This window comes from Streptomyces sp. NPDC057900, assembly GCF_042887885.1.
In the GTDB taxonomy this organism is placed as follows: Bacteria; Actinomycetota; Actinomycetes; order Streptomycetales; family Streptomycetaceae; genus Streptomyces.
In genome coordinates this window covers 472164-489071 of the sequence record NZ_JBHVOI010000003.1, presented here as the reverse complement: position 1 = coordinate 489071, position 16908 = coordinate 472164, and the positions used below count along the sequence as shown (strand labels likewise).

Sequence of the window (16908 nt, the reverse complement as noted above, 5' to 3'; positions counted from 1 at the left end):
GTGAAACACCCCATGGGACTCGGCTCGGTCAGAAAGGCATTCACTGCGTTCCGTGCGGTGCGTGCCTTGCGTGCGGCACGTGCGGCGCACGCACCGCACGCAGCACGCTCAGTGCGCGTCGGCGATGTGGTGCGTACCGATCCGCTTGCGGAACACCCAGTAGGTCCAGCCCTGGTACAGCAGCACCACAGGAGTGGCGATCCCCGCGCACCAGGTCATGATCTTCAGCGTGTACGGGGTGGACGAGGCGTTGGTGACCGTGAGGCTCCAGGCATCGTTCAGCGAAGACGGCATGACGTTCGGGAAGAGCGTCAGGAAGAGCATCGCGACCGCGGCCGTGATGGTCACACCGGAGAGGGCGAAGGACCATCCCTCACGGCCCGCCGCGACCGCGCCGATCGCCCCCACCAGGGAGACCACGGCGATGATCATCGCGATCAGGCTCCAGCCGTCACCGTTGTCGGCCTGGGTCCAGATCAGGAAGCCCAGAGCCAGCACCGCGGTGACCGCACCCAGCTTCAGGGCCAGCGAGCGAGCCCTGACCCGGATGTCGCCGACCGTCTTGAGCCCCGCGAACACCGTCCCGTGGAAGGTGAAGAGGGAGAGCGTGACCAGCCCGCCGAGGATCGAGTACGGATTGAGCAGGTCCCAGAAGTTGCCCACGTACTCCATGTCGGCGTCGATCTTCACACCGCGCACGATGTTCCCGAAGGCCACGCCCCAGAGGAGGGCGGGGATCAGCGAGGTCCAGAAGATCGCGTTCTCCCAGTTGTTCTGCCACTTCTCCTCGGGCCGCTTCGCCCGGTACTCGAAGGCGACACCGCGCACGATCAGGCAGAGCAGGATGATCAGCAGCGGCAGGTAGAAACCGGAGAACAGCGTGGCGTACCACTCGGGGAACGCGGCGAAGGTCGCTCCGCCCGCGCTGAGCAGCCAGACCTCGTTGCCGTCCCAGACGGGCCCGATCGTGTTGATCAGGACCCGTCGTTCCTTGCGGTCGCGGGCCAGCAGCTTGGTGAGCACACCGATTCCGAAGTCGAATCCCTCCAGGAAGAAGTAGCCGATCCAGAGGACGGCGATGAGCACGAACCAGACGTCGTGGAGTTCCATCTCTCGGCTCCTGCGCTCTCAGTAGGAGAAGGCCATGGGCCGGTCGGCGTCGTCATGGTCGCCGCCGATCCTGGTGGGCGGGTTGAGGTCGTCGTCCGTGAGCTCCGGGGGCCCGGCCTTGATGTACTTCACGAGCAGCTTGACCTCGACCACGGCGAGTGCCGCGTAGAGCAGGGTGAAGAGGATCATCGAGGTGAGCACCTCGCCCTGCGAGACACCGGGGGAGACCGCGTTACGGGTCTGGAACACGCCGTAGACGACCCAGGGCTGGCGGCCCATCTCGGTGAAGATCCAGCCCCAGGAGTTGGCGATCAGCGGGAAGAGCAGGGTCCACAGGGCGACGATCCAGTAGCACTTGGCGAGCTTGGGGCTCAGCGCCTTGTTCTTGAACAGGACCAGATGCGGCACTTCGTCCTCACCGGTCCGCATCCCCGGTGGCAGCATGAACTTCTTCCGGGTCAGCCACAGTCCCAGGATGCCGAGGGCGAAGGACGCCATCCCGAAGCCGATCATCCAGCGGAAACTCCAGAAGGCGACCGGGATGTTGGGCCGGTAGTCGCCGGGCCCGTACTTCTCCTGCTCGGCCTTGTTGATGTCGTTGATGCCGGGGACGTAGGAGTTGAAGTTGTCGTCGGCGAGGAAGGACAGTATTCCGGGGATCGAGATCTCGACGGAGTTGTGGCCCTTGCTGACGTCTCCGTACGCGAAGATCGAGAAGGGCGCGGAGTTCTGGCCGTCCCACAGTGCCTCTGCCGCCGCCATCTTCATCGGCTGCTGCTTGAACATCACCTTGCCCAGCTGGTCACCGCTGACGGCGGTGAGCAGACCGGCGACCACCACGGTGATCAGCCCCAGCCGCAGCGAGGTCCGCATCACCGGGATGTGCTTCTTGCGGGCCAGGTGGAAGGCGGCGATGCCGACCATGAACGCGCCGCCGACCAGGAAGGCCGCCGTGATGGTGTGGAAGAACTGGGCGAGCGCGGTGTTCTGGGTGAGCACGTGCCAGAAGTCGGTGAGCTCGGCGCGTCCGCGTTCCTTGTTGATGCGGTAGCCGACCGGGTGCTGCATCCAGGAGTTGGCCGCCAGGATGAAGTACGCGGAGAGGATGGTGCCGAGCGAGACCATCCAGATGCAGGCGAGATGGATCTTCTTCGGCAGCTTGTCCCAGCCGAAGATCCACAGCCCGATGAAGGTCGACTCGAAGAAGAACGCGATCAGCGCCTCGAACGCCAGCGGGGCTCCGAAGATGTCCCCGACGAACCGCGAGTAGTCGGACCAGTTCATGCCGAACTGGAACTCCTGGACGATGCCGGTGACGACGCCCATGGCGATGTTGATCAGGAAGAGCTTTCCCCAGAACTTGGTGGCCCTGAGGTACTTCTCCTTGTTGGTCCGCACCCAGGCGGTCTGCAGGCCGGCGGTGAGCGCCGCGAGAGAGATCGTCAGGGGAACGAAGAGGAAGTGGTAGACGGTGGTCGTTCCGAACTGCCATCGCGCCAGGGTCTCCGGCGCCAGAGCTAGCTCCACGTCGTCTTCTCCTTACGTCGCCGTAGTTTCACCGGCAGTTTGTCCTTTAAATCCGACTGATCATGGGAGGAACCAGGACACGCTTGTGAACGCGTTCACATTCACAAGCAATTATGGCGCACACACTTTCGGGATCTTCGGGGGGGGTACCCCCTTCGGGCACCAGCGGCCATTCCCCTCGAAGCGGACACGCCCGCTCCGGCCCGAATGCCACTCCCCGCGCCCCGGACACGCGAACGGGCCCCGCACCTCGCGCACGAGATACGGGGCCCGACAGGCTGGTCCCGGGGGCTGCACTTCCCGGGGGGCTGGACTTCCCCGGGCTGGACTTCCCCGGTGGGCTACAGCTCCTTGCGGTACGCCTCCGCCACCTTCAGGAACAGGTCGTTCGCCTCGTCCTCACCGATCGTGACCCGCACTCCCTCGCCCGCGAACGGCCGGACCACCACACCGGCCTTCTCGCAGACCGCGGCGAAGTCGACGGTACGGTCCCCCAGCCGCAGCCAGACGAAGTTCGCCTGGGACTCCGGCACCGTCCACCCCTGCCCCACCAACGCCTTGTGCACCCGCTCCCGCTCGCACACCAAAGAGCCCACCCGGCCCAGGAGTTCGTCCTCGGCACGCAGCGAGGCAACCGCCGCGTCCTGGGCGAGCTGGCTCACGCCGAACGGCACCGCCGTCTTGCGCAGCGCGGCCGCCACCGGCTCGTGGGCCACCGCGAAGCCGACCCGCAGCCCCGCCAGCCCGTAGGCCTTGGAGAACGTCCGCAGCACCGCCACATTGGGCCGGTCCCGGTAGATCTCGATGCCGTCCGGCACGTCCGCGTCGCGAATGAACTCCTTGTACGCCTCGTCCAGCACGACGAGCACATCGCCCGGCACCCGGTCCAGGAAGCGCTGCAGCTCGGCCCTGCGCACCACGGTGCCGGTCGGGTTGTTCGGGTTGCAGACGAGGATCATCCGGGTCCGGTCCGTGATCGCGTCCGCCATCGCGTCCAGATCGTGCACCTCACCGCTGGTCAGCGGCACCTTCACCGACGTCGCGCCGCTGACCTGGGTGATGATCGGGTACGCCTCGAAGGAGCGCCAGGCGTAGATGACCTCGTCGCCCGGACCCGAGGTGGCCTGGAGCAGCTGCTGCGCCACACCGACGGAGCCGGTGCCGGTGGCCAGGTGCGAGACCGGCACACCGAAACGGTCGGACAGCTCGTTCATCAGGCCGGTGCAGGCCAGGTCCGGGTAGCGGTTGAAGTGGGCGGCGGCTGCCATCGCGGACTCCATCACCCCCGGCAGCGGCGGATACGGGTTCTCGTTGGAGGACAGCTTGAACGCGGCCGGTCCGTCCGCCGCGGCCGGCTTGCCCGGCACATAGGCGGGAACGCCGTCCAGCTCGGCACGCAACTTGGGGCTCGTCTCGCTCACCGCGGGTCCTCCTCGACCGTCCGTACACATCAATACTGCTCACCTTATGAGGATTGGGCGCCGCTGCGAATGGCAGGACCGGGGATTCGTCCGGTGGGCCCCGGAATGAGGGGGAGCGCTCCTCCCCCTGGCGCGCGCCGGTGGCTCACTCCGTGGCGCGCGTCCCCCGAAGAGGTGAGTTGAGACCTCTTCGAGACATCACACCTACGACAGGCCCATCCGGTCCGACACCCGACACATGATGGTCCTGACCGATAACACCCTTGGTTACCAAGGGCATTGGCATTAAATGATCATGCAGAAACGTGACTGTCAACGCGTGCATATGCGATCGGACCAACTGCCCGTGCGAGCCCTACTATCGGCTCGCCATGACAGCAGCAGGGAAGCACCAGGTGAGCCGGACGGAGACCCCCCGGCGCGGCGGCAGGCGGGGACGAGCAGGCATCCGGGATGTGGCCGCCGCCGCCGGAGTCTCCATCACGACCGTCTCCGACGCGCTCAACGGCAAGGGCAGGCTCCCGGACGCCACCCGCCGCCATGTCCGCGAGGTCGCCGAGCGCCTGGGCTACCGCCCTTCCGCCGCGGCCCGAACCCTCCGTACCGGCAAGTCCGGCCTGATCGGCCTGACCGTGACGACCTACGGGGACGAACCCTTCACCTTCACCGAATTCGCGTACTTCGCGGAGATGGCCAGAGCGGCCACCTCCGCCGCGCTGGCCCGCGGCTACGCCCTCGTCATCCTGCCCGCCACCTCACGCCACGACGTCTGGTCGAACGTCGCCCTCGACGGCACCGTCGTCATCGACCCCTCCGACCAGGACCCGGTCGTCACCGAACTCGTCCGCCAGGGGCTGCCCGTCGTCTCCGACGGCCGGCCGGCCGGGACCCTCCCGGTCACCGCCTGGGTGGACAACGACCACCGGGCCGCCGTGCTCGACCTCCTCGACCATCTCGCCGCCGCAGGGGCCCGCCGTATCGGGCTGCTCACCGGCACCACCACGGACACGTACACCCGGCTGTCCACCACCGCGTACCTCCACTGGTGCGAGCGGGTCGGCCAGGACCCGGTGTACGAGTCCTATCCCGCCCACGACCCGTGCGCGGGCGCGGTGGCCGCCGACCGCCTGCTGGCCCGTCCGGACCGCCCTGACGCCGTCTACGGGCTCTTCGACCCCAACGGCACCGATCTGCTCGCGGCGGCCCGCCGGTACGGTCTGCGCGTCCCTGAGGACCTGCTGCTGGTCTGCTGCAGCGAGTCCACCGTCTACGCGACGACCGAACCGCCCATCACCACCCTCTCGCTCAAACCGCGCAGGATCGGTACGGCGGTCGTGCAGCTGCTCATCGACGCCATCGAAGGCGTCGAGCACGACGGCCCGGTGGAGCAGGTGATACCGACGGAACTCATCGTCCGGACCTCCTCCCAACGCCGTCCGCCCCGCACCACGGTCAGCGCGCCGCGCTCTCCGGCAGGGGATTGATCAGACCAATTGGGATCAATCGACCAACGAACCCGGCGTGCGTTCGGATTCACCACCCCTGGTGCGTCACAGAGCACGATTCGCATTCCTATGATGGGCGGACGACACCGCGGACCGCCCCGACCAGCAGGGCCCGTCAGGTGTACGGCGGCGCGACGGTGGTGGAGGGGTCGATGACACAGGGGGCCGGTCAGGAACCAGCGGTGCGGACGGCGACGTTGCGCGACTTCCGCGTACCGCCCTATGCGCAGTCCCCGGCACCGCCGGCGTCTCCGCACCCGGGCAACGCCTTCCCTGAGGGCGAGGCGCCGGAGGGGTACACCCCCACCGCGCGCGACCTTCCGGTGATCACCCGCGAGGCCACCGTCCAGGTGCGGGCCGTTCCCGAACCGCGGCCCGCCCAGGATCCGGAGCTCGGGCCGCTGTACGTGGTCGGTGACGTCCACGGCTATCTGGACGAGCTGTACGCCGCCCTCACCGAACAGGGCCTGATCGACGGTGACGGCAACTGGTCCGCGGGCAACGCACGGCTCTGGTTCCTCGGTGACTTCACCGACCGGGGGCCCGACGGCATCGGCGTCATCGACCTCGTGATGCGGCTGTCCGCGGAGGCCGCGGCCGCCGGCGGCTACTGCAAGGCCCTGATGGGCAACCACGAGCTGCTGCTCCTCGGCGCCAAGCGGTTCGCCGACACCCCGGTGAACTCGGGCGCGGGCACCGCCACCTTCCAGGCCGCCTGGCTGCTCAACGGCGGCCAGAAGAGCGACATGGAGCGGCTCCAGGACGTCCACCTCCAGTGGATGTCCCGGCTCGACGCGGTCGTCGAGGAGGACGGGCATCTGCTGATGCACTCGGACACCACGGCCTACCTCGACTACGGCACCACCATCGAGGACGTCAACGACACGGTGCACGCCATCCTGACGCGCAACGACGCCGACGAGTGCTGGGACCTCTTCCGCAAGCTCACCAAGCGCTTCGCCTTCCGCGACGAATCGGGCCCGCAGGCCGTCCAGCAGCTGATGGCGGCCTACGGCGGCCGGCGCGTCGTGCACGGCCACAGCCCCATTCCGTATCTGCTCGGCGAGGTCGGTTCCGAGGACGGCGAGGACAGTGCCGGACCTCTGGTGGACGGCCCGCACGTGTACGCGGACGGGCTCGCCATCGCCATGGACGGCGGAGTGACCATGGCCGGAAGGCTACTGGTCGTCCAACTCCCCCTGCATGACTGACGCTCTTCGGGGAAGACGCATCAACGACCTGACCGTGCCGACCACTGGGCCTATTTCCGGAAACCCCCTGTCACCCTGTGCCGTGGGCGCTCTACCATCGGCGTACCAGTAGCAGGCTCTCCTCCGTTTCCGCCCGACTGCCCGGTTGAATCGGGCACACAGGCCCTACGGAGCATCGGGGGATGCACATGAACAGCGCTCCGCACCTGCTGACCGAGGACCGCCCCGAGTACGAGCGGATCCTCGACGACGCGCTGCGTCACGCCCATGAACGACCAGATCTGGCCGCAGTCGGCGAACGGCTCAACCCGGTCCAGCTGCGCACCATGGCGATGGCCGCCACCGCTCTGATCACCGCCACGGCCGCCACCGAGTACGAGCACTACGTCAAGGCCCGCGAGGAGCTGCGGGCCGCCACGGCCGACCCCGGTCAGGACGCCGTCGGCCTCATCGGCACCGACGGGCCCGACGGATCGGGGGCCGGCCTCGGAGCTGTCGTCACCGTGCTGGCCCCGGTGCTGGCGGGCACGGCCGCAGTGATCTTCCTGCTGGTCGGCTACATCCTGAAGATGCTCAGCCCACCGCCGTCCTTCGCGGGGACCATGGTGAGCGTCGGCTGGGTCTTCGTGGCGCTCACCGCCGCCGCCATCCTGATCGCCGCCGTCGGCCTGCTCGTCGCCGCGCTCCGCAACGGCTCCACGTCGCTGGCCGCCGACGATCCCGGCGAGGAACTGCCCGAGGACGTGGCGAGGGCCAGGGAGGCCTGGCGGCACGCGCTGCTGGAACGCGGCATCCTGCCGTTCCTGCGGGACGCGCTGGCCGACCCGGGCGCCGCTCCCGCGGCCCGTACCCCGTACCCCTCGGCCAACCGCATCCCGAAGATCGGCTACAGCAGGCCGGATTTCTCCAGCCCGGACGACGGCCCAGCCGCCGCGCCCCGGCCGACCTTCACCAGCCCGGACTTCACCAGCCCCGATTTCGGCGGACCGGAACACGAAATGGACTGACCGGGTCCGAGGGGGGAGCGCGGGCGCGTCGTACCACCCGGCGCGAGCCTGCCGGTACGACGCGCCCGCCGGTACGACGCGCCCTGCCTCAGTCCGCGATCGGCAGGTAGACCCGGTTGCCCGCGGCCGCGAACTCCTTGGACTTCTCCGCCATGCCCGCCTCGATCTCCGCCTGCGAACCGCCGTGCTCACGCCGGATGTCGTGCGAGATCTTCATCGAGCAGAACTTCGGACCGCACATCGAGCAGAAGTGCGCCGTCTTCGCCGGCTCGGCCGGCAGCGTCTCGTCATGGAACTCCCGCGCCGTGTCCGGGTCGAGCGCCAGATTGAACTGGTCCTCCCACCGGAACTCGAAGCGGGCGTCCGACAGCGCGTCGTCCCACTCCTGCGCCCCCGGGTGCCCCTTGGCGAGGTCCGCCGCATGGGCCGCGATCCTGTAGGTGATGACGCCCGTCTTCACGTCGTCCCGGTTGGGCAGGCCCAGGTGCTCCTTGGGCGTGACGTAGCAGAGCATCGCCGTCCCCCACCAGGCGATCATCGCGGCGCCGATGCCCGAGGTGATGTGGTCGTACGCCGGAGCGACATCGGTGGTCAGCGGGCCGAGGGTGTAGAACGGCGCCTCCTCGCAGATCTCCTGCTGGAGGTCGATGTTCTCCTTGATCTTGTGCATCGGGACGTGCCCCGGACCCTCGATCATCGTCTGGACGCCGAACCGCTTGGCGACGGTGTTCAGTTCGCCGAGCGTGCGCAGTTCGGCGAACTGCGCCTCGTCGTTGGCGTCCGCGATCGACCCCGGGCGCAGCCCGTCGCCCAGCGAGTACGTCACGTCGTAGGAGGCGAGAATCGCGCAGAGCTCCTCGAAGTGCTCGTACAGGAACGACTCCTTGTGGTGCGCGAGGCACCAGGCGGCCATGATCGAGCCGCCCCGGGAGACGATGCCGGTCTTGCGACGGGCCGTCAGCGGCACGTACGGGAGGCGTACGCCGGCGTGGACCGTCATGTAGTCGACGCCCTGCTCGGCCTGCTCGATGACGGTGTCCTTGTAGATCTCCCAGGTCAGCTCCTCCGCCCTGCCGTCGACCTTTTCGAGTGCCTGGTAGAGGGGCACGGTGCCGATCGGCACCGGGGAGTTGCGAAGTACCCACTCACGGGTGGTGTGGATGTTGCGGCCGGTGGAAAGGTCCATGACCGTGTCGGCGCCCCACTTGGTCGCCCAGGTCATCTTGTCCACCTCCTCCTCGATGGAGGACGTCACCGCGGAGTTGCCGATGTTGGCGTTCACCTTCACCAGGAACCGCTTACCGATGATCATCGGCTCGATCTCCGGGTGGTTGACGTTGGCCGGCAGCACGGCCCGGCCCGCGGCGATCTCCTCGCGCACCACCTCGGGCGTGACGTTCTCCCGGATCGCCACGTACTCCATCTCCGGGGTGATCTCGCCGCGCCGGGCGTACCCGAGCTGGGTCACCGGGCGCCCGTCCCGGCTGCGCCGCGGCTGGCGCGGGCGGCCGGGGAAGACCGCGTCCAGATTGCGCAGCCCGCCGCGCGGCGAGGTGTGCTTGAGCCCGTCGTCCTCGGGACGCGCGGCGCGGCCGGCGTACTCCTCGGTGTCACCGCGGGCGATGATCCAGTTCTCCCGCAGCGGCGCGAGTCCGCGGCGGACATCGGTGTCGATGGCGGGATCGGTGTACGGCCCCGACGTGTCGTACAGCGTCACGTCCTTGCCGTTGGTGAGGTGCACCTGACGGACCGGCACCCGGAGGTCCGGGCGCGAGCCCTGGACGTACCCCTTGTGCCACCCGATGGACTTACTGGCCTTGTCGCTCGGACCGGTCTTGTCGCTCCGACCGCCCTCGTCGTTCTGACTGGAGGCAGGCATGCGTGCATCCGCTGTGGTCATGAGACCTACTCCCTACGCCGGCATTACCCGGTAACAGGTTCGGCGGTCGGCGCAGCTTGTCCCGTACGGATGTACGGAGATCAGCGCCCTCTCAGCCCGGTGCTCCGAGCTCCCGCGTGTGCAAAGGTGCCACCACGCTAACGCCCTGACGGGTGTGCTGAACAGTGGGCCCCGCTCGTCTTGCGATGATCGGCCGGTGACGTCCCCCCATAGCGTTCCCGAGCAGCCGTCCCCTCAGCACAACCACGCCCACGCCCACAGCCACGCGCACGGCCCCGCCGCACCCGTGTCCAAGCACCTGCGCAAGGTGATCGCCGCCGTACTGATCCCGTTCGCGGCCGCGGTCGCCGTCGGGCTCGTGGTGCTCTGGCCCGGTGGTGCGCCGGCGCACGAACGAACCGGTGTCGGCTTCGACCGGCAGACCCAGCAGGCGAAGGTGGTGAACGTCGACAAGGTCGACTGCAAGGACGTGAACGCGGCCCAGCTGCCCGTCGATGGCGAGACCCCGCCGGCGAAGGACCCGGCGACCGGCGGCGGGACCGCACTCTGCGAGAAGGCCGCGGTCGAGGTCACGAGCGGCAAGGACAAGGGGCGCACCTTCATCGAGGTGGTCCAGCCCGGCGCACCGCGACAGCTGCGGAAGGGGCAGGAAGTGGTGGTCGCGTACGCCCCCGACGCGCCCCATGACCTCCAGTACTCCGTGACGGACGTGAACCGGAAGTTCCCCATGGCGCTGCTGGCCGGGATCTTCGCCGTGGCGGTGGTCGTCGTGGGCCGACTCCGCGGAGTCATGGCACTGGTGGCGCTCGCCCTGTCGTTCGCCGTGCTGACCCTGTTCATCCTCCCGGCCATCCTGCAGGGCTCGAATCCGCTGCTCGTGGCGGTGGTCGGAGCCAGCGCCATCATGCTGATCGCCCTCTACATCTGTCACGGGCTGACCGCTCGCACCTCGGTCGCCGTCGTCGGCACCCTGATCTCGCTCCTGCTGATCGGGCTGCTCGGCTCGCTCTTCATCGGCTGGGCGAGCCTGAGCGGGAACACCGACGACAGCACCGGCCTCATCCACGGCCTGTATCCGCACATCGACATGAGCGGTCTGCTTCTGGCCGGCGTCATCATCGGCTCCCTGGGGGTGCTCGACGATGTGACGGTCACCCAGACATCGGCCGTCTGGGAACTGCATCAGGCGGACCCGACGATGAGTGCGAAGCAGCTTTACCGGGCAGGTATCAGAATCGGAAGGGATCACATCGCCTCGGTGGTCAACACCCTGGTGCTCGCCTATGCGGGCGCGGCGCTGCCGTTGCTGCTGCTGTTCTCGATCGCCCAGAGCAGCGTGGGCACGGTGGCCAACAGCGAGCTGGTGGCGGAGGAGATCGTGCGGACACTGGTCGGCTCGATCGGGCTGGTCGCCTCGGTGCCGGTGACCACCGCGCTCGCGGCGCTGGTCGTCTCCGCGGACCGTACGGGGGTCGGCGCGGAAGCCGGGGCTTCGGCACCCGTACGGAGTGGCAGAGGACGACGGCGACGGGCGAAGGCCTGAGCGGTCACTCACGGAGAGTGATTCACCCGTTCGGCAGGTGTGGTGTTCGACCGGCACCCGGGCCCCGATAAGGCGGAACCCGTCAGCCCGCGTTCTGCTCCTCGGCCAGAATTCGCCCCAATGCCTCTTCCAGATTGCCCTCGAAGTCACCCAGCGTGCACTCCTGGCCGAGCGGGACGAGCTTGTCCGTCCGGTCGAGAAACGCCACAAGGGGTGCCGTACCCGCCCTGAAGAGAGCGCGGTCCGCCCCCACCTGGAGCCGGATGTGGACGTCGCACAGTCCTTCGGGCTCGGTCGGCCCGATGTGTACGTCCCCGTCGCCACTTGGGCTGTTGAGGCCGTCGAGCAGCAGCTCGCGGCCAAAAGCCCAGGTGACCGGGGCATCGCCGGGGAGATGGAAGGTCATCCGGATCGCGTACGGATCGCACACTTCGTACCGGAGCTCCACCGGGATACGGAATGAGAGCTCCTCGGAGACGAGGAAGCTCATCATGACCTCAGCTTGAACCGACTCGCGCATCGTTCAACCCCGCAGTAGATGAATCTGGCCAGGAATGATCCCCCATGGCCCTATTGACGCCATCGTGGTGCACGCGATAGCAGATCACAAGGAGTGATTTTTCAGATACTGATAGAGAACACGAACGAACGCAAGAGGCTGGCCACTTCGCCACGTAGTCGTTCGACTGCGGGGAGCAACCGTTCTTCCTGGTCGAGAGGTACGGAAATGGCCATCGCCGCAGCCGTGAAACCGGCCGCGATCGGGATGGCCGCGCAGACCGTCCCAAGGGCGTATTCCTGCCGCTCGATGACGGGTTCCGTCCGCTCCAGGGATCGCAGCCGCTCAAGAAGTGCCGCGCGGTCGCGCACGGAGTACCGGGTCAGCGGACGCACCGGATGCCGGTCCAGGTGGTCCTCGCGGGCCTTCTCGTCGAGCTGGCTCAGCAGGCACTGGCCGATCGCGTGGGCGTGCCCGGTCTCCTGGAAGGCGGCCCACTCGTCCACCGCGGGCGTGGCCGGGGTGTCGGCGACCGCGACGAGCTCGATCTCGCCGTCGCGGTAGACGGCGCAGTACACCGGGGCCCCGATGATGTCCCGCCAGCGGTCCAGGGACTGGGTCATCCGGCTGCGCCGGTTCTGCAGAGCTCCGTCGCCCACCAGCCGCTCGGCTGCCGCACCGAAGAGGAAGACGCCGTTCTCCCGGCGCAGATATCCCTCGTGGGTGAGGGTGCGCAGCAGGTGGTAGGCGGTGGGCAGCGGGAGTCCCGCCTCACGCGCGAGCTGTTTGGCCGGCGCCCCGTCGCGATGGGCGCCCACGGCCTCCAGCAGTCTCAGCGCCCGCTGCACCGATCCGATCAACGTCGGCACAGCGGTACTCGATGCCGTGGTCAACGGTCACCCCCAGGCATGGTGACGGGCGGTCAGCCCGCCTGTGGAGGCCGCCCCCACATGTCTGCCGCAGGTTCGGGTCCGGAGGCCGGATGCCTGCCCACCACTGGTCAGGTGGTGACTGACAGTGCTCTCCCAGGCGGCGGCAGCGGATTTCCACTGTATCCGCCGCGTCCGGAAGGGTTGCGGTTTCGTCTTCCGCTTAGCTCACCTGGGCTAACCGTGCGACCGGTGGTGCGGCCACCGGTCGTCCGCCGACCGCCTACCAGTCGCCGCGCGAGGACGAGGACGACATGAACTTCCGTACGAGGAAGACGATCCCGCCGACCAGCACCACGAAGATCAGGATCTTGAAGAGCAGCCAGACGACGAAGCCGACCACGCTGGCGATCAGACCACCGAACACGACGATCGCGATGACGGGCACCGCGATCCACTTCACCCACCAGGGCATTCCCGCGAATATCTCCCGCACGGCCATCTGTCCTACCTCGTCTCTGTGAGTTCCTGCTTCGATGCTAGAGGGGCAGGGGTGGTCGGCGGGGGCCTCGCATCCCTTGAACTCCCCTGATCGAACCCTTAGGGATCCCCGAGAGACCGCCCCGTCCCCCGGCCCCCTCAGCCCTCGGGCGGCGAGAAGACCACCATCACCCGCAGGTCCTCGGTGATGTGGTGGAACTTGTGAGCCGTGCCGGCAGGTACATACACGACACTTCCTCTGCCCACCTGCGTGGTTTCCATGCCCACGGTGATCGACGCACGCCCGCTGACGACCAGGTAGACCTCGTCCTGCTTGTGCGGCTGCTGCGGATCGAGCTCACCGGCGTTCAGCGCGTACAGGCCGACAGACATGTTCCGTTCACGGACGAACTGCAGATACGCGCCGTCGTTGGCGGCCCGCTCCGCCTCCAGTTCGTCCAGTCTGAATGCCTTCATGGCCTGCCCGTCCCTTGCCTCTGCCCAGCCGGTGTCCGCCACCGATCATGTCTGCCACGATCAGACACATGAAGAATTTCGTAGTCAAGACGATCGCCAACGCGGGTGCGCTGGCAGTGGCCATCTGGCTGCTCCAGGACATCACGCTGACCGGCGGAAACACCGGCCGCAAGGTCCTGACCCTGATCGTGGTCGCTCTGATCTTCGGTCTGGTCAACTTCTGTGTAAAGCCGATCTTGAAGCTGCTCACCCTGCCGCTCTTCCTCCTCACGCTGGGGCTGTTCACCCTGGTCGTGAACGCGCTGATGCTGATGCTCACCTCCTGGCTGGCCGGCCAGTTCAATCTGAGCTTCCACGTCCACGGCTTCTGGACCGCCGTCCTCGGCGGGCTGATCATCTCGATCGTGTCCTGGGCGCTGAACGTGGTCCTGCCCGACGAGGACTGATCCGCGCCCACCTGGAACAGTGCAGTCAGTACCGGTGACGGACCGGGGAGAGAAGTGAGGACGCAGTATGAGCAGCATGGGCGACGGAACCCGCGCGGTACGGGCCGGCCTGCCGGAACCGCAGCAGTACGAACCGACTCTCCCCGGTCCGGTGTTCGCCGCGCACTTCCACCTCTCCGGCGAGCCGACCGGCCCGTACACCTACGGCCGCGACTCCAACCCGACCTGGACCCATCTGGAACGGGCCATAGGTGAGCTCGAAGCGCCGGGGGAGAGCGTCGAGACCACGGTCTTCGCCTCCGGAATGGCCGCGGTCTCTGCCGTACTGCTGTCCCAGGCGCGCAGCGGTGACGTGATCGTGCTGCCCGAGGACGGTTACCAGGCACTCCCCTTGGTACGGGCGCAGCTGGAGGCGTACGGGGTCGAGGTGCGGACCGCCCCGACCGGCGGCGATGGCCAGCTGGCCGCCCTGGAGGGCGCCAGGCTCCTGTGGATCGAGACCCCGTCCAACCCAGGGCTCGACGTCTGTGACGTGCGACGGCTCGTGGAGGCCGCGCACGCGGGCGGGACGCTGGTGGCCGTGGACAACACGCTCGCCACCCCGCTCGGCCAGCGGCCGCTGGAGCTGGGCGCGGACTTCTCGGTGGCCAGCGACACCAAGGGCATGACCGGGCACGGCGACATCCTGCTCGGCCACGTGGCCTGTCTCGACCCCGAGCTGGCGGCCGGGGTGCGGCGCTGGCGCAAGGTGGCCGGCGCGATCCCGGGGCCGATGGAGGCCTGGCTCGCACATCGCTCGCTGGCCACCCTGGAACTGCGGATCGAGCGCCAGTGCGCGAACGCCCTCGCGCTGGCCGAGGCGCTCACCAAGCACCCGGAGGTGACCGGGCTGCGCTACCCCGGGCTGCCCACCGACCCCTCGCACCAGAAGGCCGTGCGACAGATGCGGCGCTTCGGCTCCGTGGTCTCGTTCGTGCTGGCCGACCGGGAGACCGCCGAGCGTTTCCTCTCCGCGCTCCGGCTGGTCGAGGACGCGACCAGCTTCGGCGGGGTGCGCTCCACCGCCGAGCGGCGGGCCCGCTGGGGCGGCGACGCGGTGCCGGAGGGCTTCATCCGCTTCTCGGTGGGCGCCGAGAACCCGGCGGACCTGCTGGCCGACGTGGAACGGGCGCTGGCCGAGGCGGTCGACGGAAGCTGAGCGGCCGCACCGGCGGCAGCCGGTGCGGTACGGACGGCCCGAGCCTCCCCCCTCGTGGCTCGGACCGTCCCGGCCCTCCGCGTTCCCACGCGAAGCACCGCCACGACAAGGCTAGTTGACTCTGAGTCAGTGTCCAATCACAGTAGCGACAGCGGCCTATCGACATATTTATGGTTGTCGGAGCCCGACACGTCGCAGCGGTGGGAGGGGACGGGACATGGACCTGGCCCTGCTACGCACGTTCGTCACCGTGCACCGGGCCGGTTCCTTCACCCGGGCCGCCGCTCTCCTCGGCCTCTCCCAGCCCGCGGTGACCTCGCAGATACGCACCCTGGAGCGGCAGCTGGGGCGCCCCCTCTTCCTGCGCCGGGCCCGCGGCGTGACCCCCACCACGATCGGGGACGAGCTCGCGCACCGGGCCGCTCCCCACCTGGACGCGCTGGTGGAGATCGCCGAGACGGAGTTGGACGAGGAGTCGGGCGTCCGGACACTTCATCTGGCGGGTCCGCCGGAATTCACCTCGCTACGGGCACTGCCCGCGCTCACCCCACTGATCGCCCAGGGCCTCGCCCTGCGCAGCTCGTTCTCCGCGGACACCGACGAGACGCTGGAGGGCCTGGCCGCCGGACACCACGACCTGGCCATCGTGACGGCCCGCCCGCGCGGCGGGCTGCTCACCGCGACGCCGCTCTGCGACGAGGAGCACGTGCTGATCGCCGCGCCCCGCTGGGCCGGCCGGCTCGGCCCGGGGACCTTGCGGCGAAACGGCCCGGTGGTACTGGAACAGCTGCCGGTCGTGGAGGTGCACGAGAGCCTGCCGCTCGTCTCCCAGTACTGGGCCGCGGTCTTCGACACCCGGCCCGCAGCCGCCGGGACCGTCATCGCACCGGATCTCCGGGCCGTCCTCGAATGCACAGCAGCGGGCGCCGGGCTGGCCGTCCTGCCCCGCTACCTCTGCGAGGGCGCGCTGGAACGGGGCGAGGTGGTGGCGCTCCTCGACCCTCCGGTACCGCCGCTGCGCACCTACTTCCTCGCCGCACGGACCGGCACGCTCGCGCTGCCGCATCTCGCTCGCGCGCACGAGTGGCTGCTGCGCGCCGCAGCCGACTGGTGACCGCTGGGCGGTCCGGCAGCCCTCAGGTGTTTCAGAAGGGGTCCAGCGGGCCACTCTCTTGCCATGACCGAACGCCCCGTGGTCAAGCGCACCGCACGCGCCATCCTGCTCGACGGCAACGACCTCATCCTGATCAAGCGCACCAAGCCGGGGGTCGACCCCTACTGGATCACGCCGGGCGGCGGGGTCGAGCCCGAGGACGCGACCGTGGTCGACGCCCTGCACCGCGAGGTGGACGAAGAGCTCGGCGCCAAGGTCACCGATGTGGTCCCCTGTTTCGTCGACACCGTGGAACACATCGAGGGCAGCGGGGTGAAGGGCGTCAAGGTCCAGCACTTCTTCGTCTGCCGGCTCGACTCGATGGACCTCTCCCTGCGCCACGGACCCGAGATCGACGCCCCCTGCGGGGAGTACGACGTCGTCCGGGTGCCGTTCAGCCGGGTCGGCATCGCGGCCGTGCACCTCGTACCCCTGTCGCTGCGGCATTACCTGGACGGCAACATCGAGGGCGTCCGGGCGATGCACGCGACCGACCTCGGCTGACCGGGGCCGGGCGGAGGCTCCCGCGGCCGGCTACGCCGAGGCAGGTACGGGCGGATAC

General features: G+C 68.6%; 16 protein-coding genes and 1 riboswitch. Of the genes, 8 read left to right on the top strand and 8 right to left on the bottom strand.

Translation table 11 applies throughout. The features are described from left to right. Positions 1 to 108 precede the first annotated feature (108 nt). The 3 genes from cydB to hisC all read right to left on the bottom strand — a co-directional run bounded on the left by cydB (position 109) and on the right by hisC (position 4058). The gene (gene cydB / locus ACFVQ0_RS16530) at positions 109 to 1110 is read right to left on the bottom strand and encodes a cytochrome d ubiquinol oxidase subunit II (protein ID WP_390088535.1); all 1002 of its coding nucleotides are present in this window, start codon (positions 1108 to 1110) and stop codon (positions 109 to 111) included. An 18-nt stretch (positions 1111 to 1128) separates the two neighbouring features. Continuing rightward, complete coding sequence (locus ACFVQ0_RS16525) at positions 1129 to 2637, bottom strand: cytochrome ubiquinol oxidase subunit I (protein WP_390088533.1); 1509 nt, start codon at positions 2635 to 2637, stop codon at positions 1129 to 1131. Positions 2638 to 2978: 341 nt separating this feature from the next. Then, positions 2979 to 4058 carry a histidinol-phosphate transaminase gene (gene hisC, locus ACFVQ0_RS16520; RefSeq protein WP_390088531.1) on the bottom strand — a complete coding sequence of 360 codons (1080 nt, stop codon included), beginning with the start codon at positions 4056 to 4058 and terminating at the stop codon, positions 2979 to 2981. Between the two features lie 371 nt (positions 4059 to 4429). Here hisC and ACFVQ0_RS16515 point away from each other — a divergent pair, with 371 nt between their 5' ends. The 3 genes from ACFVQ0_RS16515 (at position 4430) to ACFVQ0_RS16505 (ending at position 7781) form a co-directional block, all read left to right on the top strand. Further along, positions 4430 to 5542: a LacI family DNA-binding transcriptional regulator gene (locus ACFVQ0_RS16515; RefSeq protein WP_073736343.1), complete on the top strand. Its 1113-nt coding sequence runs from the start codon at positions 4430 to 4432 to the stop codon at positions 5540 to 5542. A gap of 173 nt (positions 5543 to 5715) precedes the next feature. Beyond that, a complete protein-coding gene (locus ACFVQ0_RS16510) occupies positions 5716 to 6774 on the top strand; it encodes a metallophosphoesterase (RefSeq protein ID WP_390088528.1) in 1059 nt (352 codons plus the stop codon). A gap of 182 nt (positions 6775 to 6956) precedes the next feature. Next, the gene (locus ACFVQ0_RS16505; RefSeq protein ID WP_390088526.1) at positions 6957 to 7781 is read left to right on the top strand and encodes a hypothetical protein; all 825 of its coding nucleotides are present in this window, start codon (positions 6957 to 6959) and stop codon (positions 7779 to 7781) included. Between the two features lie 88 nt (positions 7782 to 7869). Here ACFVQ0_RS16505 and thiC read toward each other — a convergent pair whose 3' ends face one another. Beyond that, positions 7870 to 9681, bottom strand: coding sequence for a phosphomethylpyrimidine synthase ThiC (thiC, locus tag ACFVQ0_RS16500; RefSeq protein ID WP_390088524.1), 1812 nt, complete (start codon positions 9679 to 9681; stop codon positions 7870 to 7872). Then, positions 9674 to 9807, bottom strand: a riboswitch (TPP riboswitch). It overlaps the preceding gene by 8 nt. Positions 9808 to 9877: 70 nt before the next feature. Here thiC and ACFVQ0_RS16495 point away from each other — a divergent pair. Beyond that, positions 9878 to 11224 carry a YibE/F family protein gene (locus ACFVQ0_RS16495; RefSeq protein ID WP_390088522.1) on the top strand — a complete coding sequence of 449 codons (1347 nt, stop codon included), beginning with the start codon at positions 9878 to 9880 and terminating at the stop codon, positions 11222 to 11224. Positions 11225 to 11306: 82 nt separating this feature from the next. On the opposite strand, the gene ACFVQ0_RS16490 is transcribed toward ACFVQ0_RS16495, so the two are convergent. From ACFVQ0_RS16490 to ACFVQ0_RS16475, 4 genes are all read right to left on the bottom strand, one after another. Further along, positions 11307 to 11744 (bottom strand): SsgA family sporulation/cell division regulator, encoded by a 438-nt coding sequence (locus ACFVQ0_RS16490; protein ID WP_024489558.1) that lies wholly within the window; start codon positions 11742 to 11744, stop codon positions 11307 to 11309. A gap of 101 nt (positions 11745 to 11845) precedes the next feature. Beyond that, a complete protein-coding gene (locus ACFVQ0_RS16485) occupies positions 11846 to 12616 on the bottom strand; it encodes a helix-turn-helix domain-containing protein (protein ID WP_311304394.1) in 771 nt (256 codons plus the stop codon). A 259-nt stretch (positions 12617 to 12875) separates the two neighbouring features. Further along, on the bottom strand, positions 12876 to 13088 hold the full coding sequence (locus ACFVQ0_RS16480; RefSeq protein ID WP_311307768.1) for a DUF5326 family protein: 213 nt from the start codon (positions 13086 to 13088) through the stop codon (positions 12876 to 12878). Positions 13089 to 13231: 143 nt separating this feature from the next. After that, positions 13232 to 13549, bottom strand: coding sequence for a cupin domain-containing protein (locus ACFVQ0_RS16475; RefSeq protein WP_073736338.1), 318 nt, complete (start codon positions 13547 to 13549; stop codon positions 13232 to 13234). 68 nt (positions 13550 to 13617) lie between these two features. Between ACFVQ0_RS16475 and ACFVQ0_RS16470 the strand changes: the two genes are divergently transcribed. From ACFVQ0_RS16470 to ACFVQ0_RS16455, 4 genes are all read left to right on the top strand, one after another. Then, positions 13618 to 13995: a phage holin family protein gene (locus ACFVQ0_RS16470; protein ID WP_390088519.1), complete on the top strand. Its 378-nt coding sequence runs from the start codon at positions 13618 to 13620 to the stop codon at positions 13993 to 13995. Positions 13996 to 14062: 67 nt separating this feature from the next. Further along, a complete protein-coding gene (locus ACFVQ0_RS16465) occupies positions 14063 to 15193 on the top strand; it encodes a cystathionine gamma-lyase (RefSeq protein ID WP_390088517.1) in 1131 nt (376 codons plus the stop codon). A gap of 217 nt (positions 15194 to 15410) precedes the next feature. Then, entirely contained in the window at positions 15411 to 16307 is an 897-nt protein-coding gene (locus tag ACFVQ0_RS16460) for a LysR family transcriptional regulator (protein ID WP_390088515.1), read from the top strand. Positions 16308 to 16370: 63 nt separating this feature from the next. Further along, the gene (locus ACFVQ0_RS16455) at positions 16371 to 16850 is read left to right on the top strand and encodes an NUDIX domain-containing protein (protein WP_390088513.1); all 480 of its coding nucleotides are present in this window, start codon (positions 16371 to 16373) and stop codon (positions 16848 to 16850) included. The last annotated feature ends 58 nt before the right edge of the window (positions 16851 to 16908 follow it).

Excerpts from the sequence above, each read along its gene's own strand:
- cydB (WP_390088535.1), bottom strand. The coding sequence starts at position 1,110 with ATGGAACTCCACGACGTCTGGTTCGTGCTCATCGCCGTCCTCTGGATC.
- ACFVQ0_RS16515 (WP_073736343.1), top strand. The coding sequence starts at position 4,430 with ATGACAGCAGCAGGGAAGCACCAGGTGAGCCGGACGGAGACCCCCCGG.
- ACFVQ0_RS16510 (WP_390088528.1), top strand. The coding sequence starts at position 5,716 with ATGACACAGGGGGCCGGTCAGGAACCAGCGGTGCGGACGGCGACGTTG.
- ACFVQ0_RS16505 (WP_390088526.1), top strand. The coding sequence starts at position 6,957 with ATGCACATGAACAGCGCTCCGCACCTGCTGACCGAGGACCGCCCCGAG.
- thiC (WP_390088524.1), bottom strand. The coding sequence starts at position 9,681 with ATGACCACAGCGGATGCACGCATGCCTGCCTCCAGTCAGAACGACGAG.
- ACFVQ0_RS16490 (WP_024489558.1), bottom strand. The coding sequence starts at position 11,744 with ATGCGCGAGTCGGTTCAAGCTGAGGTCATGATGAGCTTCCTCGTCTCC.
- ACFVQ0_RS16475 (WP_073736338.1), bottom strand. The coding sequence starts at position 13,549 with ATGAAGGCATTCAGACTGGACGAACTGGAGGCGGAGCGGGCCGCCAAC.
- ACFVQ0_RS16470 (WP_390088519.1), top strand. The coding sequence starts at position 13,618 with ATGAAGAATTTCGTAGTCAAGACGATCGCCAACGCGGGTGCGCTGGCA.
- ACFVQ0_RS16465 (WP_390088517.1), top strand. The coding sequence starts at position 14,063 with ATGAGCAGCATGGGCGACGGAACCCGCGCGGTACGGGCCGGCCTGCCG.
- ACFVQ0_RS16460 (WP_390088515.1), top strand. The coding sequence starts at position 15,411 with ATGGACCTGGCCCTGCTACGCACGTTCGTCACCGTGCACCGGGCCGGT.
- ACFVQ0_RS16455 (WP_390088513.1), top strand. The coding sequence starts at position 16,371 with ATGACCGAACGCCCCGTGGTCAAGCGCACCGCACGCGCCATCCTGCTC.